We start from the raw sequence: 22,336 nt of genomic DNA on the forward strand, positions 1-22,336 counted from the left end.
GCCCTCTCGCGATTACCGTTGGCTGCAAGACTGCCACGGGTTGGTGCCTTTTCGCGGGAATACGCCGGGCGTGCCGCAAGTTGTTTCTTCGTGTCCGAATGAAAAGGTTGGCGGACGGTTTGCAATTCCGTCTGGATTGTTGGAAACTGTGGCCGCCGATTTCGTTTTTCGGCGTAACTGAAATGGATGGGCATGGCAACCGATTACGACGCACCCCGAAAGACTGAAGACGACTCTGAGTCGATCGAGGCTCTCAAGGAACGTGTGCCAGACAAGATGTCCGGCAGCGTTGATGTCGACGACTCCGACAACCCCGGTGGGTTCGACCTTCCGGGCGCCGACCTGTCCGACCTGGATCTCGATGTGGTCGTCCTGCCCGCGCAGGCCGACGAGTTCACCTGCGTGAATTGTTTCCTCGTGAAGCACCGCTCGCAGATGGGCCACGAAACCAAGCTCGGCACCGTCTGCCTGGAGTGCGACTCCTAGTACTGCACGACTAGCACCAGCACGATCCGCTTTACCCCACGTTGGCCGTTCGCGATGCATTGATCGCGGCGGCCAACTCCGTTGGGTGGCGGCTGGATATGATCCAGTACGGTGCGGGGTCGGTCGCATCCACGATCGGCACACGCACAACCGGGTCGATCCAGCCGCGGATCAGCAGCCAGGCCCTGGCATCCAATCGGGGACCGCGCTCCTGAGTGGCTTCGGTCTTCACGAACGTCGTCGCCTCGCCCAGCAACCCGGTCGAGATTGTGGCGGGACCGGCGATCAACTCGCCGTTCTGCACGCGCACGACCGGCGCGGCGAGCACGAGCAGCAGTAGACATCCCCCATACAAAACAGCGGCCGTGATGATGCCCGCAAACAGGGAGATGGGCACGAGCACGAGAATGCTCGCTGGTATCACGAGGGCGGTCACGAGGAAGGCCCAGGCGTTGGGCCACAGTTTTTCGCGGTAATCAGGCATGGCTCTATTCGATCAGATATCTGCACTACCCTCGACACGTGACAGAAAGCGTCGAAGTACTGATCCAGGCATCCATCCTCCCGAACTACGCACACCCCGGGGATGCCGGGGCTGACCTGCATGCCGCCGAGGCGGTCGTGCTCGCCCCGGGAACCCGTGCACTTGTCGGTACCGGCGTGTCGATCGCCCTTCCCGATGGTTTCGCGGCGTTCGTGGTTCCCCGCAGCGGCCTGGCCGTCAAGCACGGCATCACCATTGTGAATGCTCCCGGAACAGTGGATGCCGGCTACCGCGGCGAGATCAAGGTCTCCCTGTTGAATACGGATCTAAGCGAACCTTTCAGCATTGCCGTCGGCGATCGTATCGCCCAGCTCATTGTGATGCCCGTCGCCCGTGCCTCCTTCATAACCGTCGACAAGCTGCCCGGCAGCCAACGTGGCGAGGGCGGATTCGGCTCGACCGGCGTTCTACCACGTGCCGCAAACAGCACGCACGACAGCGCACACGATGCAGCACCAGTGCCGGGCGCAACCGCCCCGCAGACAGGAGATAACCGGTGAGTGACCTCACGAACCTGGGGGAGAACCCCGAAATCATGCCGAAGTCGGCGCCCGCAGACCGCGAGACCGAGGGACCGCTCGATGAGTCGGAGGCCAACCCGGTGCGGCCATACGTCGACCTGGGCGGAATCAAGATTCTTCCTCGCGAGGGTCTGCACCTGCGTCTCGAAATTGAAGAGGGCAGCAAGCGTGTCGTGGCTATCGGCCTCGACTTCGCTGGTTCGACCCTGCAGGTGCAGCCGTTCGCCGCGCCGCGCTCGAGCGGTCTGTGGCACGAGATTCGCGACCAGATCGCCGACCAGATCGGCAAGCAGGGCGGCACCACGACCCCTCGTGAAGGCCCGTTCGGCCCCGAACTGGTCGCCGAGATCCCCGTCGCGGCCGGCCAGGAAGCCGGTGGCGTCACCCGCCTCGCTCGCTTCATCGGTGTCGACGGCCCGCGCTGGTTCCTGCGCGGCGTGATTGCCGGTGAAGGCGCGATCGACCCCGAGGCCGCAGCGCAGATCGAAGATCTGTTCCGCAGCATCGTCGTTGTGCGCGGCGCCACGCCGATGCCGCCGCGCGACCTGATTCCCCTGCGCATGCCGGCCACGCCGGCCGGCGCGACCGAGACCACCGCGGTCTAAACAGGCCATGAGCGACACCCCCGGTCACCACAACCAGCCCGATCTGCCGGAGCAGCCGGCCGAGCGCGACCAGCCGGCCGCGGTGCAGCCGAAGGCCTCCGAGATCTTCGCCGATTCGATGGCCGGAGCGGCCCGCCGCGCCGGGTTCGGCGCAGCGACCGAAGGGGAACCGATCAGCGGCCAGGCCCTGCTGACGGCGATGGGCGGCATCCGCGGTCTGGTCGAAGCGGTGCTGCCCGGGCTGGTCTTCCTGATCACCTACTCCCTCACCATCGACCCGTCGACCGATGTGGCGACGGACCCGATCGGCACGCTGCTGCCGTCGCTCGTGGCTCCGCTCGTGATCGGTGTGATCTTCGTGGCCCTGCGCGCCATCACCAAACAGACCATGACCCCGGCGCTGGGCGGCCTCGTCGGAACGGCCATCAGCGTCGGCCTCGCGCTGATCTCCGGCAAGCCTTCCGATTTCTTCCTGGTCGGCCTGTGGACCAACGCCGGCTATGGCGCCGCGCTGCTCGTGTCGGTGCTCGTGCGCTGGCCCCTCATCGGCGTGGCCGTCGGATTCCTGATGGGCGATGGCGTCGCCTGGCGCCTCGATGCGTCCAAGCGGCGCGTTCTGACGATTCTGACCCTGTGCTGGACCGGCCTCTTTCTCGGCCGCCTCGCCGTGCAACTGCCGCTCTACCTGGCCGACAACGTCGAACTCCTGGCCTCGATGAAACTGCTCATGGGTATCCCGCTCTATGCACCGCTGCTCGTGGTCTCATGGCTGATGGTGCGTTCGGTCTATCGCAAAGCGGATGCCGCCGGCACGGTCTGAGAGACAAATCGGGAGCGCCTCCAGGCCTGCTAGAGTTATCTTGACGTCAAGATAGTTGTGCGGTGATGATTCGCGGTGCGACTCGATGGAAAAAGGCAGTCCCCGGCATCCGCTGGTAAGGCTTGCCTTGCTGGCACGAGGCTGCGCCAGCGCACAAGAATTGAGGATTGCCGCCGGTACCCCGTCGGCTCCCACAACGGAGAGGGCACTGTGTCGGATTCAACAAGTACCGCGGTAAATAGCTTCGGAGCCAAAGACACCCTGCGCGTCGGTTCGACGGACTATGAGGTCTTTCGCCTGGACGTGGTCGACGGCTACGAAAAGCTGCCATACAGCCTCAAGGTGCTGCTGGAGAACCTGCTCCGCACCGAAGACGGAGCCAACATCACCGCCGCGCACATTCGTGCCCTTGGCGCGTGGGTACCCACCGCGGAGCCCGACACCGAGATCCAATACACGCCGGCTCGCGTCGTCATGCAGGACTTCACCGGCGTTCCCTGCATCGTCGACCTCGCTACCATGCGTGAAGCCCTCGTCGAGCTCGGCGGCGACGCCAAGAAGATCAACCCGCTCGCCCCGACCGAAATGGTCATCGACCACTCCGTCGTCGCCGACCTGTTCGGTACGAGCGACTCGTTCGAGCGCAACGTCGAGATTGAATACGAGCGCAACGGTGAGCGGTACCAGTTCCTCCGCTGGGGCCAGACCGCGTTCGACGACTTCAAGGTCGTGCCGCCGGGAACCGGCATCGTGCACCAGGTCAACATCGAATACCTCGCCCGCGTCACCATGACACGCGAGGTCAACGGCGTGCTCCAGGCCTACCCCGACACCTGCGTCGGCACCGACTCGCACACGACCATGGTCAACGGACTCGGCGTGCTCGGCTGGGGCGTCGGCGGAATCGAGGCTGAGGCAGCGATGCTCGGCCAGTCGGTATCCATGCTCATCCCCAAGGTGGTCGGCTTCAAGCTCTCCGGCATCATCCCGGCCGGCGTCACCGCCACGGACGTCGTGCTCACCATCACGCAGATGCTCCGAGTGCACGGCGTCGTCGGAAAATTCGTCGAGTTCTACGGACCGGGCGTTGCCTCCGTGCCGCTGGCCAACCGCGCCACCATTGGCAACATGAGCCCCGAGTTCGGCTCGACAGCCGCCATGTTCCCGATCGACGATGTCACCCTTGGCTACCTGCGCCTGACCGGGCGCAGTGACGAGCAGGTCGCGCTCGTCGAGGCCTACTCCAAGCTGCAGGGCCTCTGGCACAACCCCGACCAGGAGCCGATCTTCAGCGAATACCTCGAGCTCGACCTCTCCTCGGTCGTTCCCTCGATCGCCGGACCGAAACGCCCGCAGGACCGCATCATCCTCTCCGAGGCCAAGACCCAGTTCGAGCGCGACCTGGACAACTACGCCAATGCCCCCGTCTCCCTCGTGGACGCGGCAATAGAGGGTACGTTCCCCGCCTCCGACCCGATCGGCCTCACGTCACAGGACGAAGAGACCGCGCACAACCGCGCGTTTGAAAGTGGCCTGTACCGTCAGGCCAGCCACCCGACGGTATCCCACCCGCAGCCGACCGACGTCACCCTGGCCGACGGGCGTGAGTTCACGATCGACAACGGTTCCGTTGCGATCGCCGCGATCACCTCCTGCACCAACACGTCGAACCCGAGCGTCATGCTCGCGGCCGGCCTGCTGGCCCGTAACGCGAGTCTGAAGGGACTCAAGAGCAAGCCGTGGGTCAAGACCACGCTCGCCCCCGGCTCCAAGGTCGTCACCGAGTACTACGCGAAGGCCGGCCTGAACGGCTACCTCGAAGACCTCGGCTTCTATCTCGTCGGCTATGGCTGCACAACCTGCATCGGCAACTCGGGCCCGCTCGAAGATGAAATCTCCACCGCCGTGCAGGAGAACGACCTCGCCGTCACTGCCGTGCTCTCCGGAAACCGCAACTTCGAGGGACGCATCAACCCCGACGTGAAGATGAACTATTTGGCCAGCCCGCCGCTCGTCATCGCCTACGCACTCGCCGGAACGATGAACTTCGACTTCGACACGGACGCCCTCGGCCAGGACACCGATGGTAATGACGTGTTCCTCAAGGACATCTGGCCCGACGCCGACGAGGTGCAGAAGACCATCGACGAGTCCATCGACTCGAACATGTTCGAGACCCAGTACGCCGGCGTCTTCGACGGCGACGAGCGCTGGCAGTCACTCGAAACTCCTGTCGGCGATACCTTCGCCTGGGACGCCGAGTCCACCTACGTGCGAAAGCCTCCCTACTTCGACGGCATGAGCCTGGAAACCAGCCCGGTCGTCGACATCTCCGGTGCTCGCGTGCTCGCCAAGCTCGGCGATTCCGTCACCACCGACCACATCAGCCCCGCCGGTTCGATCAAGGCTGACGGCCCCGCCGGCCGGTACCTGGCCGAGCATGGCATCGAACGTGGCGACTACAACTCCTACGGCTCGCGTCGCGGCAATCACGAGGTCATGATTCGCGGTACGTTCGCGAACATCCGACTGCGCAACCAGCTCCTCGACAACGTCGAGGGTGGCTTCACCCGCGACTTCAGCGTTGCCGGGGGCCCGAAGGCCGATATCTACGATGCCAGCCAGAACTATCAGGCCGCCAAAACCCCCCTCGTCATCTTCGGTGGCAAGGAGTACGGTTCGGGGTCCAGTCGGGACTGGGCAGCCAAGGGCACGAGCCTTCTCGGTGTCAAGGCCGTCATCGTGGAGAGCTTCGAGCGCATCCACCGCTCGAACCTCATCGGCATGGGCGTTGTGCCGCTGCAATTCCCGGTGGGTCAGAGCGCCGATTCGCTCGGCCTCGATGGTACCGAGATCGTTTCGGTCTCGGGTATCACCGAGCTGAACAACGGCAAGACCCCGAAGACCGTGCGCGTGACCTGCACTCCGAGTGAATTCTCGGCGGCAGGCAAGGCGCCGGTCGAGTTCGATGCCATCGTGCGCATCGACACCCCGGGCGAAGCCGAGTACTACCGCAACGGCGGCATCCTGCAGTACGTGCTGCGCTCGCTCGTCTAAGCCGGCACCTCGCGCGACCAACACGATACCGGCGCGTAGACTCGATCCATTCGGGTCTACGCGCCGGTTTGCGTGTGGACAGTATCGATGAATTGTGACGTGAAAGGTGTGACGGATGATCCTTCTGGAGACGATTCACGGTCCCCGGGACCTCGATGGTCTCTCGAAAGAGCAGCTGCCCCAGCTGGCCGCCGAGATCCGCTCCTTTCTGGTGCGGGAGATTTCCAAGACCGGTGGGCATTTGGGGCCAAACCTTGGCGTCGTCGAGCTGACCATCGCCATCCACCGGGTCTTCCACTCGCCGGTCGACGCGATCGTCTTCGACACCGGTCACCAGTCCTACGTGCACAAGCTGCTCACCGGGCGCCAGGACTTCAGCAAACTCCGTCAGTCCGACGGGCTCGCCGGCTACCCGCAGCGCTCCGAATCCGAGCACGACATCGTCGAGAGTTCGCACGCCTCCAGCTCGCTGTCCTGGGCTGACGGCATCTCCCGTGCTTTCGAGATGACCGGCCAGAATGATCGCCACGTTGTCGCCGTCGTCGGTGATGGCGCGCTGACCGGGGGAATGACCTGGGAAGCGCTCAACAACATCAGCGATGACAACACCCGCAAGCTCATCATCGTAGTCAACGACAACGGGCGTTCCTACGCACCGACCATCGGCGGCATGGCGCGTTTCCTCAACACCATCCGCACAAGGGCCAGCTACCGGGATGCCTACCTGACGAGCAAGGACGTGTTCGATCGCCTGGGTGCGCCCGGACGGGCCGTCTGGCGCGGTGTGCGTGGTGGCATGCACGGCTTCCTCTCCCGGGTTACCAACAATGAGGCGTTGTACTCCAACCTCGACATCAAATACATCGGCCCGATCGATGGCCATGATGTGCACGCGATGGAAGAGGCCCTCGCCCAGGCCAAGGGCTACGGCGCGCCGGTCATCGTGCACGCCATCACCCAAAAAGGCAAGGGCTACGACCCGGCCGTGCAGGACGTCGCCGACCAGTTCCATGCGGTCGGGCAGATCGACCCGGAAACCGGTGAATCCGTCGAAGAGCCGGGCGCGGCATCCTGGACCTCGGTCTTCGCCGACGAGCTGCTGAGACTGGCGATCGAGAACGAACGCATCGTGGCCATCACCGCCGCCATGCTGCGGCCGACCGGGCTGCACAAGATGGCCGAACGTTTTCCCTCCCGCGTGCACGACGTGGGAATCGCCGAACAGCACGCCGTGACCAGCGCGGCCGGGCTCGCCTTCGGCGGTCTGCACCCCGTCGTGGCGCTCTATGCGACGTTCATCAATCGGGCCTTCGACCAGGTGCTCATGGATGTCGCCCTCCACAAGGCCGGCGTCACCTTCGTGCTGGACCGTGCCGGGGTCACCGGCCCCGACGGCCCCAGCCATCACGGCATGTGGGACCTTGCAATCTTGCAGGTCGTACCCAACATTCGTCTGGCCGCGCCGCGCGACTCCGTACGCCTGCGCGAAGAACTGGCCGAGGCCGTCCAGGTCGACGACGGACCAACCGTCTTGCGCTACCCCAAAGGCACCGTCGGGCTGGAGTTCGACGCTATACGCCGCCTCGACGACGGCGTTGACGTGCTCCAGGAGGCGACCCAGCAGGACGTCCTCATCGTCACCGTCGGCCCGATGGCGGCGATGGGCCTCGACGTGGCCGACCGGCTCGCCGCGCAGGGCATCGGTGCGACGGTCGTCGACCCGCGCTGGGTCGTACCCGTGCCGCGGAGCATCATCAGCCTCGCGGCCGCGCACCGCATCGTCGTCACACTCGAAGACGGAATTCGGGTCGGTGGTATCGGCACGCGCATCCGTCAAGACCTGCGCGAGGCTGGCGTCGACACGGCAGTGACCGAGCTGGGCCTACCCGATCAATTCCTCGACCACGGCAGCCGCGCCCAGATTCTTGAGCGGGTTGGCCTGACCCCGCAGGCGATCGCCCGCGACGTGGTCGCCATGGTACTCGGCAGCAAGATTCCCAACGCCCGGCCGCTGCCCGCCGATCACAGCGACACCGGTGCCATCCAGGTAACCCGCCGCGACTAGGTCCGGGTCCTAAACGCGGGCGCATGATAGATCATGGGCCCGCGTACACCAGGTGGCCGGTCTAGCGGGTGACCGTCGGCACCGGCGCACCGATGCCGCGGATCGGTGGCGTGTGGAACGTGCCGCCGAACACTCGCGCACTCGCGCCGACGCGATCGAGGTACGGGGTGATGCCGCCCATCTGGAACGGCCAGCCGGCTCCGAGGATCATGCAGAGGTCGATGTCCTCGGCCGCGTGCACGACGCCTGTCTCCAGCATCCGCTTGATCTCGTCGACCAGGCCATCTTCGACTCGCTGCAGAATCTGCTCGGCCGTCATCGGCGTGCTGCCTCCGGCGACAATTTTCAGCGCCCCCTTGTCGAAACCGGTGCGGCGACCCTTGGCGTCGCGTTCGAGGATCTTGCCGTGCTCGGCGAGCTTGTGCAGGTTGTCACTCTCGAAGAACCGGTCGGGGTACGCCGTGTGGTGCGTGTCGAGCACGTGTGCGCCCACGGTGAGGCCGACAAGCTCGAGCAGTTCGAACGGGGTCATCGGCAGCCCGAACGGCGCCACGGCGGCTTCGACGACCTCGAACGGCGTTCCGGTGTCGACGGCATGCATCGCTTCGCCGAGCAACTTGGCGAGCACGCGGTTGACCACGAAGCCGGGGGTGTCCCGGGTGATGACGGCGTTCTTGCGTAGCTTGCCGGCGATGACCATTGCCGTGGCGAGCGTCACCTCGTCGGTTTGCGGGGTGTTCACCACCTCGATGAGCGGCATGACGGCAACCGGGTTGAAGAAGTGAAACCCGACCAGGCGCTCCGGGTGCGTGAGCTTCGCCCCGATCTGTTCGACTGAGAGCGACGAGGTGTTCGTGGCCAGAATCGCCTCGGGAGAGATGAACTTCTCGATCTCGGCGAACACCGACTGCTTGACCCCCAGTTCTTCGAAGACGGCCTCGATCACCCAGTCGGCGTCCGAGAACAACGACTTGTCGGTTGTGCCGGTAACGAGTGCGCGCAGGCGGTTTGCCTCGTCGGGGGAGATGCGGTTCTTGTTCTGGAGTGCGGCGATCTCGTCGTGAATGTACCCCACACCCTTATCGACGCGGGCCTGATCGAGGTCGGTGATGACGACGGGCACCTTCAGGCGCCGCACGAACAGCAGCGCGAACTGGCTCGCCATGAGGCCGGCGCCGATCACGCCGACCTTGGTGATCGGCCGGGCAAGTTTCTTGTCCGGCGCTCCGGCCGGCCGCTTGGCGCGCTTCTGCACGAGATTGAAGGCGTAGATGCTCGCCTGCAGCTGATCGCCGGCGATGAGGCCGGCCAGGGCCTCATCCTCGCGCTGGAAACCTTCGGCGCGAGTGCCGCTCTTGGCGGCCTGCAGCAGGTCGAGTGCCACATACGGTGACTGGGCGACCTCGCCGATGCGGTTGACGAGCAGCTTGCGGGCGATGCCGACGGCCACGTCCCACTTGACGAGGCGCTCGATCTTGCCGGGCGCATTGGGTCGCGACACCTTCGCGCTGCCCGCGATGACGCCGTCGGCCCAGTCGATGGAGTCTTCGAGGAACCGCGCCGACGTGAACATGACGTCCGCGATACCGAGCGCGAGGGCATCCGCTCCAGTAAGGGTGCGGTTGTTCTTGAGGGGGTTCTCGATGATGACCTTCAAGGCATTCTCGATGCCGATCAGGTTGGGCAGCAGGTACGAGCCGCCCCAGCCGGGGATCAGACCGAGAAAAACCTCAGGAAGAGCGATCGCGGGCACGGCCGCGTCCACCGTGCGGTAGTTCGCGTTCAGGCCAATCTCGAGTCCGCCGCCGAGCGCGAGCCCGTTGATGAACACGAACGACGGAACGCCCAGGGTGTCGAGCTTGCCGAGCGCGTGGTGGCCCAGCTGGCTGAGCAGCTTGCCCGCCGCAAGCGAGGGTATCTCGGCAACCTTGCTCAGGTCAGCTCCGGCGGCGAGGATGAACGGCTTACCGGTCACGGCCACGCCGTGAATCTCGCCGCGAGCGGCGCGAGCGGTGAGCTCGTCCATGGTGGTGGCGAACTCGAGCAGAGTGACCGGGCCGAGCGTGTTCGGTCGCGTGTGGTCGCGCCCGTTGTCGAGGGTCACCAGGGCCAGGGTGCGACCGGCGCGTAGCGGTACATCACGAACGTAGGAGTGCGTGACGACCTCGTCGCCGGAGATCGCCACGAGCGGGCTGAAGTCGAGGGAACTGTACTCGGTGGTCGTCATCGCTTGGCTGCCTTCTTGTTGAAGTGCGGGTTTTCCCAAATCACGGAACCGCCCTGGCCGAGGCCGATGCACATGGCGGTGAGACCGTAGCGCACCTCGGGGTGCGATTCGAACTGGCGGGCGAGCTGGTTCATCAGGCGAACGCCGGAGGAGGCGAGCGGATGCCCCAGCGCGATCGCCCCGCCGTACTCGTTGACGCGCGGGTCTTCATCATCAATGCCGAAGTGATCGAGGAAGGAGATGACCTGCACAGCGAAGGCCTCGTTGAGTTCGAACAGGCCGATGTCGGTGATCGACAGCCCGGCCTTGCGCAGCGCCTTCTCGGTGGATGGTACGGGGCCGAGGCCCATGACCTCCGGTTCTACTCCGGCGAAAGCGAAACTGATCATGGTCATCTTCACGCCGAGGCCAAGTTCCTTGGCCGTGGCGCCGCTGGCCAGCAGACAGGCGGAGGCGCCATCGTTGAGGCCGGAAGCATTGCCGGCCGTGACCCGGCCGTGCGAACGGAACGGGGTGCGCAGGGTGCTCAGTCCCTCGAGCGTGGTGTCGGGGCGCGGTGCTTCGTCGCGGGTGGCGAGGCCCCAGCCGGATTCGCTGCGCGTGGCAACGGGAATCAGGTCGGGCTGAATGTTTCCCGCGGAGTAGGCCGCGGCCACCTTCTGCTGGCTTCGCAGCGCGAACCGGTCGGAGCGTTCCTTGGTGTACGACGGGAACCGGTCGTGAATGCGTTCGGCGGTCGCGCCCATGTTGAGGGCGTCTTCACTGACCAGCCGCTCGGACAGGAACCGCGGGTTCGGGTCGGCCCCGAAACCCATCGGGTGGCGGCCCATGTGCTCGACGCCGCCGGCGATGGCGAGATCGTAGGCACCGAAACCAATCGATGACCCCATCATGGTGACGGCGGTCATTGCCCCGGCGCACATGCGGTCAATCGCGAAACCCGGAACCGATTTCGGCAGACCGGCCAGCAGTGCCGCCGTGCGACCGAGCGTCAGACCCTGGTCACCGGTCTGTGTAGTCGCTGCGATTGCCACGTCATCGATGCGTTCCGGGGGAACGCCCGGGTTGCGTTCCATCAGCCCGATGATGGCTTTGACCACGAGGTCATCGGCGCGGGTGTTCCAGTACATGCCTTTTTCGCCGGCGCGGCCGAATGGGGTTCGAACCCCGTCGACAAAAACGACTTCTGCTCTCTCGGCCACAATGCCTCCCGTACGTATTTAGATCCGAACCCGGATCAGTATCTGATCCGGATTGGTCATTTAGGTCTGGTCCGATCCTAGGGTGGTAAGAATTGCCACCCGAATCGTTTGCCGGTTTCTACGACTCCAGATCCAACGCCGGGTCAATAATTTGTGGAACTTCTATAAATGCATCCGCTATTAATTGTGCAGTCAAGTCAATTTGCCAGCGTCGCGCCCCGAGATCGGCCAGGGCCAGCCCCACGGATGCCACATCCGCGGGCTCCGGCGGTGACCAGGCCACCCGGCGCAGGTAGTCCGGAGTCAGCAGATTCTCCAGCGGAATCTCCCGTTCGTCCGTGACGCTCTGCAGAGCGACGCGGGCTGCCTTGTACCGCACGTCGGCCTCCGGATTTCGGTCGGCCCAGGCCCGCGGCGGAGGCAGGGTGTCATTGCTCGCCTTGAGCGCGGGCAGATCGATGGTCGCCCGGCCGCGTTGGATGGCAGCCCACCAGCGGTCGAGCTCACTGCGGCTCGCCCGACCGTTGAACTCGCGCAGGTCAGAAAGGGCTTGACGGGTCGCGGGGAGCACGCGGGCGGCGGCGAGCAGCGACGCGTCCGGAACGAGCCGTCCGGGGGAGACATCGACCTCGCGGGCAAATTCGTCGCGGGCCAGCCACAGCTCGCGGGCGACGACCAGATTGCGTTGGCTGTGCAGCGAGTGGATGCCCGACAGGCGCCGCCACGGATCAACGCGGGCAGCCTTGGCCTCCTTGGCCAGGGTTGCAGCGAATTCCTGGTCGGCAATGTCGGTCTTGTTCGATTCCAGCAGCAGGTCGACCATGCGGTCGCGCAGATCGGGCAGCAGCTCGACGTCGAGGGCTGCGTAGACCAGCCACGATTCGGGCAGCGGCCGGGTCGACCAGTTCGCGGCGGAGTGCTCCTTGGCGAGGTGGATGCCGAGCAGCTCTTCCACCACGGTACCGAGGCCGACCCGCGGAATGCCGAGCAGCCGGGCAGCGAGCTCGGTGTCGAAGATGCGTGTGGGGTCGAGTCCGACTTCCCGCAGGCAGGCGAGGTCCTGGCTGGCCGCGTGCAGAATCCATTCCGCATCGGCGAGGGCATCGTTCAACTCGCTGAAGTCGCCGATCGGCGGCGGGTCGAAGAGAAACGTGCCGGCGCCGCGGCGATAAATTTGAATGAGATAAGCGCGTTGCGAATAGGTGAAACCGGATGCCCGTTCCGCGTCGACCCCGACCGGCCCGTGTCCGGCGGCCAGGGCGGCCGTCGCGGCGAGGTAGGCCTCACGAGTATCGATGACCAGGTGTTGAACGAGGGCGGGCCGATTGGATTGCGATTCAGCCACGGGCTGCTCGGCGTGCTGACAACATGCTGACTCCTTCCCCAGCCGGAGGGAGTCCGGCGAGCATGCACAGCAGCTCGCCCCACCCCTCGACGTGGGCGGTGAGATTGTGATCCAGGGGTGTCCACGACGCGCGCAGCTCAATCTGCGCACCATCTCCCTGTTTGGCGAGTTCGCCAAAGCCTGACGAGATAATTTTAGTCGCCGTTCCGGAGGCCGCGGTGTACTCCGCCTTGCGGGAGTCCAGGGCATCGACCAGCCACTGCCAGGTGACCTCGGCCAGAAACGGGTCGAGCCCGATTTCCACCTCGAGCGGTGCTTGTGCGAAGCAGACCACGCGGAAGGCTCCGTTCCAGCCGTCGGGCTCATCGGGGTCGTATAACAGAATGAACCGGCCGGTACCCAGATCTGAGTCGCTGCCGTGCCGCACCGGAGCAATATTCGCGGCCAGGGCGATCGAGTACGGCGCGAGCTGGGTGGGCGCGGCAATCTCGGTGACGACTAATTCGGCCCGGCTTGTGGCGCGGCGAATGGCGGTCACTGCCGCGACAAACTCTGCGGGGAGCGATTGATCTGTTTCGGCCACGTCTGCAGACTAGAGTTTTTTCTGGGTGTTGTTCGTGAGGCACGCCGACCAGTCGGAGGTGCACGTGCACGACCCACAGCCCCCAAACGGGCGTCATACCGCTCGCTGGCGCAGTACTCAGCGCTCAGTTCTGGCACCAATCCTGGGCTTCACCGGCATCGTGATCGTCGGCTCCGCCGTGGCCCTCGTCGGTGCGGCCGGTGTGCTCGCCGCGGTCATGGCGAAGACCATCGTCACACCGCCAGCCGCACGCGCCGACGACACCCGCGTGTTCGCGGTCGACCTCGCCGAGCGCTTGGTCACCCTGCAACGCCACCGCGATTCCGTACTCCCCGGCGAGTACAGTTTCTTCTTCAGCGCGGGTACCGGCCATGCCCGGGTCGGCGAGATCACCACGCGCACGGCGACCACCGTCACCCGGCGCATCCTCGGTGTCGACTACGGCGACCTCGCGTCCGCCCGTCGCGGCCGGTTCAGCGGCTGGCTCTACACGAGTCCCGCCGATCTCGGTTTCGGGTGGACCGAGGTCACCATTGCGACACCCGTCGGTTTGGCACCCGCCTGGTTCTTTCCAGCGGATGGCACGACAGCATCCGCAGGCAAGTGGGTGATCGAGGTGCACGGCCGGGCGGTGCGCCGCGAGGAGGCATTGCGGGCGGTGCCGGTGTTTCACGCGGCCGGCTACACATCGTTGCTCGTCTCTTATCGCAATGACGGCGATGCCCCGGCCAGCGCTGACGGCCGCTACGGCCTCGGTGACACCGAATGGCCCGATGTGGAGGCCGCGATCGACTACGCTGCCAGCCACGGGGCGAGGAGCATCGTGCTGATGGGCTGGTCGATGGGCGGTGCCGTGGTCTTGCAGGCGCTGACCCGCAGCCGACACGCAGACCTGATCGTTGGCCTCGTGCTGGAATCTCCGGTGATCGATTGGGCCGACGTCGTCCGAGCGCAGGCGTTGGACCGCAGGCTGCCGGCGCTCATCGCGCGCGGTGCTCTCGCTGTGATGGGGGCGCCCTGGGCCAAACGCGTCACCGGACAGTCCGCGCCGATCGATTTTGCCCGGCTCGATTATGTCGCCAGGGCCAGTGAACTGCAGCGGCCGATTCTGCTGTTACACAGCGACAATGATGGTTTCGTGCCAGCCACCGGGTCGCGCCGACTCGCCGACCGGCGGCCCGACATTGTCACTTTCGTGGCTTTCAGCGAGGCCCGCCACACCAAACTGTGGAACTACGACCCGGATCGCTGGAATGGCGAGATCGCGGCCTGGCTCGCCGCACTGCCGACCGGCTTGCCGAAGCGCTAGGCGAGTCGCTCCCGGAGCTGACGTTTGGCCCGGCCGAGCATGGCGCTCATGCCCCGCAGGCGCAGCGGCGAGACGGCCTCGCTCAGGCCGATGGACTGCGGATAGTCGTCGGGAACGGCGAACACTTGCTGGGCGCTCAGCCCGTCGAGCCCCTGGGCGAGGATCGACGCGAACCCGCGGGTGGTGGGCGACTCGCGCGGGGCCGTTGCGTGCAGGTGGAACGCGCCCTCGGCATCCAGGTTGACGAAGATGAATACCGGCGACTGGCATTCGACCACGCGCTCGAGCAGGTCGGGATGGTCCTGGTACTCCTGCGGAAGTTCCGGCAGGTCGTTGGCGAACTCAAGCAGCAAGAGCAGGCGATCCTTCTGCTCGAGGGCAAGGAAATCTTCCTGGATTTCCGCCAACTGGGAGGGAAGGACGCTCATCGGCGCGGCACCGGCGCGGTACCGGGTGCGGTACCGACCGCAATCGGCACGGCGACGGCGTTGCCCCATTCGGTCCAGGATCCGTCGTAGTTGCGCACGTTATCGAAGCCGAGCAGGTGGGTCAGCACAAACCAGGTGTGACTGGACCGCTCGCCGATGCGGCAGTAGGCGATCACGTCGTCGCCGTCGGCCAGACCAGCCTCCCCGCGGTAGATGTCGTCCAGTTCGGTGCGCGTCTTGAAAGTGGAGTCGGTGGCTGAAGCCCGGGCCCACGGCACCGACGCGGCGGTAGGAATGTGGCCGCCGCGGAGGGCGCCCTCCTCGGGGTAGGCGGGCATCGTCGTGCGGGCCCCGCTATATTCTTCGTCGGAGCGCACATCGATGAGCGGATTGCCGAAGTGGGCGAGAACGTCGCTCTTGAAGGCGCGGATCGGGGCGTCGTTGCGCGGGGTCTCCGGGTAATCCGTGGGGGTGACGGGGGAGACGTCCGTTGTCAGTTCACGCTCCTCGGCGAGCCACTTCGTGCGTCCGCCGTCGAGCAGGCGAACATCGTCGTGGCCGAACAGGGTGAAAACCCACAGGGCGTATGCGGCCCACCAGTTGCTCTTGTCGCCGTAGATGACAACCGTGCTGTCGCGAGCGATGCCCTTGCTGCTCATGAGGGCGGCGAAGGCTACGCCCTCGATGTAGTCACGGTTGACCTTGTCGTTGAGGTCGGTGTGCCAGTCGATTTTTACCGAGCCGGGGATGTGTCCCACTTCGTAGAGCAAGACGTCTTCGTCGGATTCGACCACGACCAGTCCCGCGTCGGTGCGGTGTTCCGCCAGCCATTCGGTGGAAACCAGCTTGGATGGGTGGGCGTAGGCGGCAAACTTTTCGGTCGTGTCGATCGGGGCAGACATGTAACCTCCACGTGGGCAGCGGATGCATGCGGATTCGGGTTGACCGCGGATTAGGCTAATCTGTGCCCACCCCACAAATCTACGCGGTGCCGGCAGCCGACGCATTCGCAGCTCTACCCACGAGAACGGGCATTTCAGCATGGCACCAGAGGCCCATCAGAAGGCAAACCACGCAGTTCCGCAACTGGCCGACCGCACCCCGAGCATCACGGGCCGGGAAATCGTGGCAGAACTGGTACCGCCTCCCCAGTTTGAGCACGCCTCGTTTGAGAACTACCGACCCGATCATGACTACCCCTCCCAGGTCGAAGCCGTCGAAAAGCTGCAGGAATTCGTGACCCCACGGCCGGCCGGATTCTTCTCCCGGCGCCGGCAGGCCAAAGACGACCTGCCCGGCATCTACCTCGACGGTGGGTTCGGTGTCGGCAAGACGCACCTGCTCGCGGCACTCTGGCATGCCGCGACCGGCCCCAAATACTTCGGCACCTTCATCGAGTACACCGCGCTCGTGGGCGCCCTCGGCTATCAGGAGACCATCAAGGAGCTGCGCAGCGCAAAGCTCATCTGCATCGACGAGTTCGAGCTCGACGATCCGGGCGACACCATGGTGATGACCCGACTGCTCGGCGAACTCGTAGCTACCGGAACGCGCGTCGCCGCCACGTCGAACACCCCGCCCAACTCGCTCGGCGAGGGCCGGTTTGCCGCGCAGGACTTTCTGCGCGAGATCTCGGCCATGAGCGCCAACTTCGAGACCCTGCGCATTGACGGCCTCGACTACCGTCGCCGCAATGTCACCGGTCAGGCCGTCGCGGTTGAGCCGGAGGCGCGTGAGCACCTGGTCAACACGTTGCTAAAGCGTGGTTCCAAAGTGACCGAGGATGATTTCGGTGCCCTGATTCGTCATCTCGGCACCGTGCATCCGTCGAAATACGTCAAGGTCATTCGCGACGTGGAGGTGATTGCGCTGCGCGGCGTTTTCCTGCTGACCGACCAGTCCGACGCCCTGCGTCTGGTGGCGTTCATCGACCGCGTCTACGACGCCGAGATTCCGATCGTCGCTAGCGGGCGCCCGCTCAACGAGGTGTTCGACGACGAGATGATGGCTGGCGGGTATCGCAAGAAGTACCAGCGGTCCCAGTCGCGCATGGTTGCCCTCACCACGGGAGAGTTGCCGCCGCACACCGACTGACCCTGAAATCTGGCGTTAACAATTCGCCAGCGCTCGTAACCGGCACGAAACACGTCAGAACGTTTGTTGTAACAGCCACCTCAGATAATTGACTCGTATCCGAGGTGGCTCGCCTCGTGCTACGCCCAGCACATTTGAGACGCGTGAGGACAATTCTATGGAAACCGGAAGCATTGCGTGGGGCCTGACCGCCACCGCACTCGTGTTGTTCATGACACCAGGTGTCGCCTTCTTCTACGGCGGACTGGTCAAGGCCAAGAGCGTCATCAGCATGATGATGATGAGCTTTGGTGCACTGGGCCTCATCAGCGTCCTGTGGATCCTGTACGGCTACAACATGAGCACCGTGAACGGTCCGACCGAATTTGCCGGCAATCCGTTCTCCGACTTCGGTCTTGGCAAGCTCGCCATGGGAGAGACGGGCAGCACCGACCTGCTCGGTGCCACGTACGGTGCCACATTCGCCATCATCACCGTCGCCCTCATCAGCGGCGCTGTCGCAGACCGGGCGAAGTTCGGATCCTGGATGATCTTCGCGGGTATCTGGGCAACCCTCGTCTACTTCCCGGTCGCAGCCTGGGTCTGGGGTGGCGGCTGGATCATGAAGCTCGGTGAGACGTTGGGCCTCCCCGGCGTCATCGACTATGCCGGTGGTACCGCGGTGCACATCAATGCCGGTGCTGCAGCTCTTGCGCTGGCCCTGGTCCTCGGCAAGCGCGTCGGGTTCCAGAAGGGCATGACCAAACCGCACAACGTACCGCTCGTGCTCATCGGCGCCTCGATTCTCTGGTTCGGCTGGTTCGGTTTCAACGCCGGTGCTGAATGGCTCAATGGCCTCGCCAATGTCGGCATCATCGTTATCAACACCCTGGGTGCCACGGCAGCGGCCATCCTCGCCTGGATGCTCGTCGAGAAGTTCAAGGACGGCAAAGCCACCTCGGTGGGCGCCGCATCGGGCGCTGTTGCTGGCCTCGTCGCCATCACCCCGGCCTGCGCCAACCTGGAACCGGGTTGGGCGCTCCTGCTCGGCGGGCTCTCCGGTGCCGTTTGCGCCCTCGCCGTTGAACTCAAGTTCAAGCTCGGCTTCGACGACTCGCTCGATGTCGTCGGCATCCACCTGGTCGGTGGCATCATCGGCACTCTCTACCTCGGCTTTTTCGCCATCAACACCGGGCTCTTCACCGGCGGCGACCTCGGTCAGCTCGCTGTGCAGGCGATTGCAGGCTTTTCGGTTCTCTTCTACTCCTTCATCATTGCCTACCTGCTCGGTTTCGCGATCGAGAAGACCATCGGATTCCGCATCAAGAACGAAGACGAACTGGCCGGAATCGACACGAGCGTGCACGGCGAAGAGGGCTACGCCCTCGAGCGTGTCTGAACCCTGAATGTCTGAACCCTGGGCGTCTGGCCCTGAACGTCTAGGCGTCTGCTTGGGCCCCAAGCTCTGGGCATTCAGGTTCGTGAACGATAGCTGGCGGCGAGCGGATGCCCCGGCTCAGCCGCGAACGCAGGTTCCCGGGGAGACGGGGTTGGAAAGGCCGGGCGCCTGGCTGATTACTGGCTGAATTTCCTCGAGTGTAAGGGCATAGCCGACATTGTCGGTGTTCGAGGCCTTCGCGAAGATGACGCCGACCACCTGGCCGGATTCGCTCAGCAGCGGTCCGCCTGATTCGCCCTGCTGTACGTCGGAAGCCACGGTGTATACCTGACGTGGCGTCGGGTCCTGGCCGTAAATGTCGGCAACGCTGATGGTGCCGATCGAGATGACCTGGGCCGGATCGGAGACGTAAGGTCCGCCGAACGGGTACCCGTCGGCGACCGCGCCGCTGCCCGCAGCGAGATCCACTCCGGCGGTCAGCGGTGCTGCGCCCAGACCGGGAACCGAAACAATGGCGAGGTCGTCGACCGGGTCGAAGTAGACGATCTCACCAGCCAGGGCTTCGCCCGCCGGGGTTTCCACGACGGGCTGGTCCACACCCGCGACGACGTGCGCGTTGGTGATGACGCGGTCGTCTGACACGACGAAGCCGCTGCCGGACTGGCTCTGTCCACAGGCGTAGGCCGTTCCGGTGATGCGCACAACCGACTGACCGGCCACGGCCAGCGCCGGACTGCTCGTATCGGCCTGGGCGGCATTCGGTGTTGGGCCGGTGAAAGCGTCGACGATGCGCGGCAGTCCCTGCTGCACGGCCACGGAGCGCAGCTCGGCCATGAGAGCCTTGACCGGATCGGGGGTCAGCGAGTCGATACCGGACACGACGGTCGACGAGGCGATGGCGGGGGAGAGGAACGGAACGCCGAGAGCGCCAATGCTGAACGCCACCATCGACGCCACAAGGGCTGAGGCGACGGCGGCGAATACAGCGCCCAGCACGCGGTTGATGGCGCCGAGGGAGGAGCGCTTCTTTCTGCGCCCCACCATTCCTCCCGCGGAGGCGCCCAGCGAATGTCCGACGAGCACGAGCACTATCGCCACGCCGATGGTGGCTGGTGTGCGCCATTGCGCCGCAGGTACCCAGCCGCCCACCAGGGGAACCACGAAGAAGGCGGCGACTCCGCCGACCACAGCGCCGACGATGCCGGTGAGGCTCTGCAGCAGTCCGCTACGGTATCCGTTGACGAGGGCAATAAACAAGACCAAGATCAGAAGGAGGTCGAGAACGGTCGAGCCCGGCATCCTTCTCCCTCATTCACTATTTCATGTGTTGCTTCAAAACGTTGTGTCTTTTCCATGTTTACACAGGCCGCCTCCGGGATTGCTGGGCAGACGCGGCTTCCGGCCCTCATTCCCGGGTGATCAACAGGCGTAGAGACTGCCCCAGCGAGTACCGTGAGGCACACCCAGCGAAAATCCCCAGCGAAAATCCCCAGCGAAAATTCCCAGCGAAAATCCCCAGCGAAAATTCCCAGCGAAAATTCCCAGCGAAAATTCCCAGTGACAATTCCCAGCGAAAATTTCCCGTGAAAGGAACCCGTGACGAACGCCGAGGCCTATCCCATTTCGGCGGTCGCACCGCCCCTGGCGGGGCGGGCGTCGGCGAGTCAGCGCTGGTCGCACCTGGTGTTTCTGCATTGGCGCGTGGATGCCGCGCTGGTGGCGCCGCTCCTGCCTCACGGCCTCGTACCCGATGAATACGACGGGTCGGCCTGGGTCGGCCTGATTCCGTTCGTGCTGGATCGCGCGACAATTCTCGGTAGCCCGCCGATACCGTACTTTGGCTCCTTCGTTGAAGTGAATGTGCGCCTCTATGCCGTCGATCCGCAGGGCCGTCGCGGTGTCGTGTTTGTATCGCTGGAGGCCAGTCGTCTCGCGGCTGTACTCGCCGCCCGCGGTCTGTTCTCGCTGCCCTATGTCTGGTCGCGTACCGGTCTCACGGTTGATTCCGGCCAGTACCGGTACACATCGACGCGCCACGGGGACCGCACCAAGTACACATCGGTCGTGGCCCGACCGGGTCCAGTCGCCGTCGTCGATGATCCGTTGGCAGATTTTCTCACCGCACGATGGGCGTTGTTCACGAGTATCCGTGGTCGCACGGTGCATTTACGCAACCACCATGAGCCGTGGCCGTTGTACCGTGCCGAACTGGTGAGCATCGACGACACGCTGCTGGCTGGTGCAGGTTTCGCCGGCCTCGCCGATCGCGCTCCGGAATCGGTGCTTTACTCGCCCGGCGTCACGACCTGGTTCGGCCGGGGAAACTGACGCCGCCAGCACTCAGAGAGATCTGAAAAAATAAAGATCACAGACACATTCACACAAGGAGTAGGACACCATGGGAATTCTTGACTTTCTGCTGGGCCGCAAGGACCAATCACCCACAGACGACCGATCAAACCGCCCTACCCGCGCCCCCGCGCGCAGCGAGGATGAGATCGCGGTCGAGCGTTACCAGTACCTGCTGCGCACGGCTCCGCCGGAAACCATTGAACAGGTGCACACCGAGGCCTTCTCGAAGCTGACCGACGAGCAGCGCGACATTCTCTTTCGCCAGCTGACCGAGAACGTCGAACCGAGCGAGCGCCCGGTGGATGCCGCACCGGCCACGCTTGCCCAGGCAGCGACCCGGGCCGAACTGCGCCAGCCTGGCACGCTCACCCGTTCGTTCGGCAACCAGAACGGAATGGGCTTCGGCGGCATGATGGGCAGCTCATTGCTCGGCACCGTAGCCGGATTCGTCATTGGTTCGGCACTGGTGAGCGCCTTTATGCCGATGGACGGCGGGGGTACGGATGCCGGCGCTGACGCTAACACCGAAACCAACGCCGACCCCGCGAGCGATGCGGGTGCCGACTCCGGCGGAGATTTCGGTGGCGGCGACTTCGGTGGAGATTTCGGCTTCTGAGCCTGTGCGCTGCTGGGCCGGGGCGCTGCTGAGCCTGTTAGCGGATAGCGGCTATGGCCTCGCCGATCGGCACGTCACCGTCGGTGAATTCGATGAACGCCCCCACCGTAGTGTTGTCAGTCAGCACGGCGGCGGCAACGAGCGCCACGTTCTCGCGTGAGGTATCCCCACGTGCGTCGGAACCCACGGTGATAGAGCCCGTCGCGGCGTTCAGAGTCAATGTGCTCGGTCCGAGAATGGTCCAGTTCAGTGCGGTGCCGCGCAGATAATCATCGGCGGCGGCCTTGGCCTCGTAGTAGGCGAACATGCCGTCCTCGGGGGAGGCTCCGTGATCGGCACGTGACCCCTGGTACGACACCATCACGTAGCGGTTCACGCCGGCTTGCGCGGCAGCGTCCATTGAGCGGATGGCCGCGTCCCGGTCAACGGCGTAGGTGCGCTCTGCGCCGCCTCCGCCGGCGCCGGCCGACCAGACCACAGCGTCGTGCCCGGCCAGAGCGGTCGCCATCTGATCTACGGAAAGATTCTGGACATCCGCCAGAACCGGTGTCGCACCGGTCGCCGCGACATCGGCGAAGTGGTCGGGGTTGCGGATTAATGAACTCACTTCGTGGCCATCGGTTGTGAGCAGGCGGGCCAGGTGGAGGGCAACTTTTCCGTGCCCGCCGATGATCGCAATCTTTGTCATGTTCCAACCCTGCCAC

20 protein-coding genes are annotated in these 22,336 nt (G+C 64.8%); 11 read left to right on the forward strand and 9 right to left on the reverse strand.

The annotated features are described in order from the left end of the window. Positions 1 to 192 precede the first annotated feature (192 nt). Positions 193 to 486, forward strand: coding sequence for a DUF4193 domain-containing protein (locus tag E3N85_RS02615; protein ID WP_092112645.1), 294 nt, complete (start codon positions 193 to 195; stop codon positions 484 to 486). Between the two features lie 31 nt (positions 487 to 517). Here E3N85_RS02615 and E3N85_RS02620 read toward each other — a convergent pair whose 3' ends face one another. Further along, positions 518 to 970 carry a DUF3093 domain-containing protein gene (locus E3N85_RS02620; protein ID WP_134459089.1) on the reverse strand — a complete coding sequence of 151 codons (453 nt, stop codon included), beginning with the start codon at positions 968 to 970 and terminating at the stop codon, positions 518 to 520. A 38-nt stretch (positions 971 to 1,008) separates the two neighbouring features. Between E3N85_RS02620 and dut the strand changes: the two genes are divergently transcribed. From dut to dxs, 5 genes are all read left to right on the forward strand, one after another. Beyond that, on the forward strand, positions 1,009 to 1,530 hold the full coding sequence (gene dut / locus E3N85_RS02625; protein WP_134459091.1) for a dUTP diphosphatase: 522 nt from the start codon (positions 1,009 to 1,011) through the stop codon (positions 1,528 to 1,530). Positions 1,531 to 1,565: 35 nt separating this feature from the next. Continuing rightward, positions 1,566 to 2,156 carry a DUF3710 domain-containing protein gene (locus tag E3N85_RS02630; protein WP_134459432.1) on the forward strand — a complete coding sequence of 197 codons (591 nt, stop codon included), beginning with the start codon at positions 1,566 to 1,568 and terminating at the stop codon, positions 2,154 to 2,156. A 7-nt stretch (positions 2,157 to 2,163) separates the two neighbouring features. Next, a complete protein-coding gene (locus E3N85_RS02635; RefSeq protein ID WP_134459093.1) occupies positions 2,164 to 2,976 on the forward strand; it encodes a DUF3159 domain-containing protein in 813 nt (270 codons plus the stop codon). Positions 2,977 to 3,186: 210 nt separating this feature from the next. Beyond that, positions 3,187 to 6,033, forward strand: a complete 2,847-nt coding sequence (locus tag E3N85_RS02640; RefSeq protein ID WP_134459095.1) for an aconitate hydratase — start codon at positions 3,187 to 3,189, stop codon at positions 6,031 to 6,033. A gap of 115 nt (positions 6,034 to 6,148) precedes the next feature. Continuing rightward, positions 6,149 to 8,098 (forward strand): 1-deoxy-D-xylulose-5-phosphate synthase, encoded by a 1,950-nt coding sequence (dxs, locus tag E3N85_RS02645; RefSeq protein WP_134459097.1) that lies wholly within the window; start codon positions 6,149 to 6,151, stop codon positions 8,096 to 8,098. Positions 8,099 to 8,159: 61 nt separating this feature from the next. Here dxs and E3N85_RS02650 read toward each other — a convergent pair whose 3' ends face one another. The 4 genes from E3N85_RS02650 to E3N85_RS02665 all read right to left on the reverse strand — a co-directional run bounded on the left by E3N85_RS02650 (position 8,160) and on the right by E3N85_RS02665 (position 13,455). Continuing rightward, entirely contained in the window at positions 8,160 to 10,325 is a 2,166-nt protein-coding gene (locus E3N85_RS02650) for a 3-hydroxyacyl-CoA dehydrogenase NAD-binding domain-containing protein (RefSeq protein ID WP_134459099.1), read from the reverse strand. Then, a complete protein-coding gene (locus tag E3N85_RS02655; protein WP_134459101.1) occupies positions 10,322 to 11,527 on the reverse strand; it encodes a thiolase family protein in 1,206 nt (401 codons plus the stop codon). Before E3N85_RS02655 ends, E3N85_RS02650 begins: the two co-directional genes overlap by 4 nt. 118 nt (positions 11,528 to 11,645) lie before the next feature. Further along, positions 11,646 to 12,872, reverse strand: a complete 1,227-nt coding sequence (locus tag E3N85_RS02660; RefSeq protein ID WP_134459103.1) for an HRDC domain-containing protein — start codon at positions 12,870 to 12,872, stop codon at positions 11,646 to 11,648. Then, positions 12,865 to 13,455 (reverse strand): DUF3000 domain-containing protein, encoded by a 591-nt coding sequence (locus E3N85_RS02665; protein WP_134459105.1) that lies wholly within the window; start codon positions 13,453 to 13,455, stop codon positions 12,865 to 12,867. Before E3N85_RS02665 ends, E3N85_RS02660 begins: the two co-directional genes overlap by 8 nt. Positions 13,456 to 13,489: 34 nt before the next feature. On the opposite strand from E3N85_RS02665, the gene E3N85_RS02670 reads away from it, so the two are divergent. Continuing rightward, positions 13,490 to 14,764: a S9 family peptidase gene (locus tag E3N85_RS02670; RefSeq protein ID WP_134459107.1), complete on the forward strand. Its 1,275-nt coding sequence runs from the start codon at positions 13,490 to 13,492 to the stop codon at positions 14,762 to 14,764. Here the strand turns inward: E3N85_RS02670 and E3N85_RS02675 are convergent. Beyond that, the gene (locus tag E3N85_RS02675) at positions 14,761 to 15,192 is read right to left on the reverse strand and encodes a SufE family protein (RefSeq protein WP_134459109.1); all 432 of its coding nucleotides are present in this window, start codon (positions 15,190 to 15,192) and stop codon (positions 14,761 to 14,763) included. The two genes, E3N85_RS02670 and E3N85_RS02675, sit on opposite strands and share 4 nt — an antisense overlap. Continuing rightward, complete coding sequence (locus E3N85_RS02680) at positions 15,189 to 16,094, reverse strand: sulfurtransferase (protein ID WP_134459111.1); 906 nt, start codon at positions 16,092 to 16,094, stop codon at positions 15,189 to 15,191. Before E3N85_RS02680 ends, E3N85_RS02675 begins: the two co-directional genes overlap by 4 nt. 139 nt (positions 16,095 to 16,233) lie before the next feature. On the opposite strand from E3N85_RS02680, the gene zapE reads away from it, so the two are divergent. Further along, entirely contained in the window at positions 16,234 to 17,286 is a 1,053-nt protein-coding gene (gene zapE, locus E3N85_RS02685; protein ID WP_134459113.1) for a cell division protein ZapE, read from the forward strand. Between the two features lie 157 nt (positions 17,287 to 17,443). Next, a complete protein-coding gene (locus tag E3N85_RS02690; RefSeq protein WP_134459115.1) occupies positions 17,444 to 18,664 on the forward strand; it encodes an ammonium transporter in 1,221 nt (406 codons plus the stop codon). Positions 18,665 to 18,781: 117 nt separating this feature from the next. Here E3N85_RS02690 and E3N85_RS02695 read toward each other — a convergent pair whose 3' ends face one another. After that, positions 18,782 to 19,963 (reverse strand): MarP family serine protease, encoded by a 1,182-nt coding sequence (locus E3N85_RS02695; protein ID WP_134459117.1) that lies wholly within the window; start codon positions 19,961 to 19,963, stop codon positions 18,782 to 18,784. Between the two features lie 297 nt (positions 19,964 to 20,260). Here E3N85_RS02695 and E3N85_RS02700 point away from each other — a divergent pair, with 297 nt between their 5' ends. Together E3N85_RS02700 and E3N85_RS02705 are read left to right on the forward strand one after the other, a co-directional pair. Beyond that, positions 20,261 to 20,992 carry a YqjF family protein gene (locus E3N85_RS02700; protein WP_134459119.1) on the forward strand — a complete coding sequence of 244 codons (732 nt, stop codon included), beginning with the start codon at positions 20,261 to 20,263 and terminating at the stop codon, positions 20,990 to 20,992. 70 nt (positions 20,993 to 21,062) lie between these two features. Further along, positions 21,063 to 21,632, forward strand: a complete 570-nt coding sequence (locus tag E3N85_RS02705) for a hypothetical protein (protein ID WP_134459121.1) — start codon at positions 21,063 to 21,065, stop codon at positions 21,630 to 21,632. Positions 21,633 to 21,669: 37 nt separating this feature from the next. Here E3N85_RS02705 and E3N85_RS02710 read toward each other — a convergent pair whose 3' ends face one another. After that, the gene (locus tag E3N85_RS02710) at positions 21,670 to 22,320 is read right to left on the reverse strand and encodes an SDR family oxidoreductase (RefSeq protein WP_134459123.1); all 651 of its coding nucleotides are present in this window, start codon (positions 22,318 to 22,320) and stop codon (positions 21,670 to 21,672) included. Between the last annotated feature and the right edge of the window lie 16 nt (positions 22,321 to 22,336).

Source organism: Cryobacterium sp. Hz9 (genome assembly GCF_004402825.1).
Taxonomy (GTDB): domain Bacteria; phylum Actinomycetota; class Actinomycetes; order Actinomycetales; family Microbacteriaceae; genus Cryobacterium; species Cryobacterium gelidum.

What these genes read in the sequence shown, in the direction of transcription:
- E3N85_RS02615 (WP_092112645.1), top strand. Translation starts at nt 193, where the DNA reads ATGGCAACCGATTACGACGCACCCCGAAAGACTGAAGACGACTCTGAG.
- E3N85_RS02620 (WP_134459089.1), bottom strand. Translation starts at nt 970, where the DNA reads ATGCCTGATTACCGCGAAAAACTGTGGCCCAACGCCTGGGCCTTCCTC.
- E3N85_RS02630 (WP_134459432.1), top strand. Translation starts at nt 1,566, where the DNA reads ATGCCGAAGTCGGCGCCCGCAGACCGCGAGACCGAGGGACCGCTCGAT.
- E3N85_RS02635 (WP_134459093.1), top strand. Translation starts at nt 2,164, where the DNA reads ATGAGCGACACCCCCGGTCACCACAACCAGCCCGATCTGCCGGAGCAG.
- dxs (WP_134459097.1), top strand. Translation starts at nt 6,149, where the DNA reads ATGATCCTTCTGGAGACGATTCACGGTCCCCGGGACCTCGATGGTCTC.
- E3N85_RS02650 (WP_134459099.1), bottom strand. Translation starts at nt 10,325, where the DNA reads ATGACGACCACCGAGTACAGTTCCCTCGACTTCAGCCCGCTCGTGGCG.
- E3N85_RS02675 (WP_134459109.1), bottom strand. Translation starts at nt 15,192, where the DNA reads ATGAGCGTCCTTCCCTCCCAGTTGGCGGAAATCCAGGAAGATTTCCTT.
- E3N85_RS02680 (WP_134459111.1), bottom strand. Translation starts at nt 16,094, where the DNA reads ATGTCTGCCCCGATCGACACGACCGAAAAGTTTGCCGCCTACGCCCAC.
- zapE (WP_134459113.1), top strand. Translation starts at nt 16,234, where the DNA reads ATGGCACCAGAGGCCCATCAGAAGGCAAACCACGCAGTTCCGCAACTG.
- E3N85_RS02690 (WP_134459115.1), top strand. Translation starts at nt 17,444, where the DNA reads ATGGAAACCGGAAGCATTGCGTGGGGCCTGACCGCCACCGCACTCGTG.
- E3N85_RS02695 (WP_134459117.1), bottom strand. Translation starts at nt 19,963, where the DNA reads ATGCCGGGCTCGACCGTTCTCGACCTCCTTCTGATCTTGGTCTTGTTT.
- E3N85_RS02705 (WP_134459121.1), top strand. Translation starts at nt 21,063, where the DNA reads ATGGGAATTCTTGACTTTCTGCTGGGCCGCAAGGACCAATCACCCACA.
- E3N85_RS02710 (WP_134459123.1), bottom strand. Translation starts at nt 22,320, where the DNA reads ATGACAAAGATTGCGATCATCGGCGGGCACGGAAAAGTTGCCCTCCAC.